We start from the raw sequence: 2,465 nt of genomic DNA, 5'->3' as shown, positions 1-2,465 counted from the left end.
AAACACGGGCGGCCTTCGTCATGCTCGGCTGTGAGACACGCGGGCACCACGCAGGAGGGTAGGCCCTCGCCGGTCCGGCATCGGTCCTCCGCACCTCCGCCGTGCCGAACGACGAGGTCGCCCCGTGGGTCACGCCACGTGAGTCTGGATCGCGCCACTTCCCTCCAGCAGCTTGAGCATTCCGATCGTCATCGGCGCCGTTGGCCTGCCGCGTCGTGGCCGTGGTCGAGAGCGTCGGGTCGATCCGCAGCAAGCCGGTCGAAACGCCCGGAGCCGCGACTTCACCGGTCCAGGAACGACCTGGCGTGCTCCTGATGGAACAGGCCCTTCCTCGAGGACCCCTGGTCGCGCTCCACCGAGCGTGCGCGTCCCGATTCACCAGATATGACGCGGTCGCGCCGATCTTCCTGAGAGTGGTGGACGGCCCGGTACCCCCCGCGCCCATCGCCCTCGTAGGGGTGTGAGGGCGGCGAGACGCACGGCGATCGACTCAGGCTCGTGTCCCGGCCGCCTCCCGGGATGAGTCGCTCGACGGGCGTCCGCTCGGCCCGCCCTAACGTCATCGCGATCCGTCCACCACACACATCCCTGAAGGACGACCCAGCGACGCCGGCCGATCAAGCGTCGGAACCCCTCGGACCACGCGCGACGTGCCGAACCCCGGACTCCACCCGTCTCGGCTCCCGCGCCGAGGACGTCGCCCCTGGCGCCGCCGGTTCACCACGGCAGGCTGTCGGTGAACGACACGCAAGCACACCGATTCCGAACTGCGGGCCCCGTGCGTCCTGCGTCCGTTCGACGCCTCGACCGGTCGAAGTGAACACACCCTGCACACTCTTCTCCGGTGGCCCCACGCCGCCCGCTCCTCGGACCCCGCGCCCGATAGGCGCGCCATCGATCACGTCCATGTCCGCCCGTCACTCCGTTCCACAGGCCTGTGACCTGCGACGATCTACCGCTCTGACCGATGGGCGCTAGGCCGCGGCATGGCCCCCAGCACCAGCGCCGACGTCGGCTTGGCCGTCATCAGAAGCGCGACACCCGCGTCGTCGAGGTCTCCGCGCCCTCGCACCGAGACCACGCAGAGTTCCCCCAGTCAGGTCCCCAGCGATCGCTGGCTCACCAAGGCAGCAAACGGGACACCGGACACCGGACACCGGGACAAGAGTGTGTGCCGTCGCGCCGAACCCACCGCCCCGCGACTTCGCCACTTCGCCGTGCGGGCCCCCCGGGGCCAGCCGTGTATCTGGGCAGCGGGTCACCCCCGTCCAACTGCTGCCATCACCGTCTCCCGTGCGGACCAGGCTCACCCGCTCCGACGTCGACGCCTTCCTCTCCCGACCCCCTTGCCGCGAGGTCCTCAGCTCCTCTTGCCCGTCAGGCCGGTGCGTCCTTCGCCCGCCGACCCCATCTCACCCGCGCCAGCGACCGGTGCGCTCCCCAGGCGTCGTTCGTCTGCGCTCCCGTCCGGGCGTTCCATCCAGGCGAGCAGAAGCATCCGCACCACGCGGATTCGGATCGGGACGCCGGCAGGTGCCTCCTCTACCCCACGAGGTGTTTCACGTGAAACGGGAACGGCACCCGGTCACGCCATGGGAAGTCGAGTCATGCTGGCTCCGGAGACGCAGGGTCCCTGTGTCGATGGACGTTCCACGTGAAACGGGAGGTGTCCCTTGGATTGCCGCAGGTTCGCCGCCACAGCACCCCGATGCACCGCCACGTCGTCCCGCGCACTGGCAAGGCGGCCCTGGCGAACGCCGCACGCGCACGCTTCGTCCTGACGATCGACCTCGCCGTCGAGATCGAGCAGCGCTGTCAGATCGACGCTCCCGACGCCACCGCCTCTCCGTTCGTGCTGGCCATCTAGCGGTCACGCAGGCCGGGCACCTGCAGGAATGTCGTCACCCACCCGACGCCTCGCTGTGCCGCGTGAGGTTGCGCACGGCGCGCGTGCCGCCGCCCATTGACCCCATCCAGGACCCGCCCGGCTGAGGCGACAGGCGGGCTGCCTCCCGCCTGAATCGAATCCCACAGGTACGGGGCGCGCGCCTGACTCTGGCCCTGTCTCTCGCCAGTGAGCGCCCGGAGGCCGCCACCGAGGGCAAGACGGTCGCCGCCGACCGACATTCCCTGCGGCCGCCACCCACCACCGGCGTCCCCCTCGTGGTCCGACACCCCTCACCTCGTCCTCACCTGCGCGGCGTCACCGCCGCACCGTCAGGCGCCCCGCCCGCCACGCGCCTACCGGGCCTGTCGCCGCAGCCACACCATGGCCACCGCGCGAGGATTCCCTGCCCCGAGAAGCCCACGCGTTTCACGTGAAACATGCATCCCCGGCGGGCTCCGAGGACCGGTTCGCCGCAGGCCGCGGACCCTCACGATGCGCCGTGCGCGGCGCGCGCCTGACCGGGTACCCACGCGAGCGATACCTCACCGCCGCTACCGGTTCTGGATCATCCCTGACA

At 70.6% G+C, this 2,465-nt stretch carries 1 protein-coding gene; it reads left to right on the top strand.

Annotation, left to right across the window (positions count from 1 at the left end):
• The first annotated feature begins 1,708 nt into the window (after positions 1-1,708).
• Positions 1,709-1,867: a hypothetical protein gene (locus tag ACFWEK_RS20755; protein WP_430555267.1), complete on the top strand. Its 159-nt coding sequence runs from the start codon at positions 1,709-1,711 to the stop codon at positions 1,865-1,867.
• Positions 1,868-2,465: the final 598 nt, after the last annotated feature.

It is taken from the genome of Isoptericola sp. NPDC060257 (assembly GCF_042726645.1).
GTDB lineage: Bacteria > Actinomycetota > Actinomycetes > Actinomycetales > Cellulomonadaceae > Isoptericola > Isoptericola nanjingensis.
This window is presented reverse-complemented; position numbering and strand designations above follow the sequence as displayed.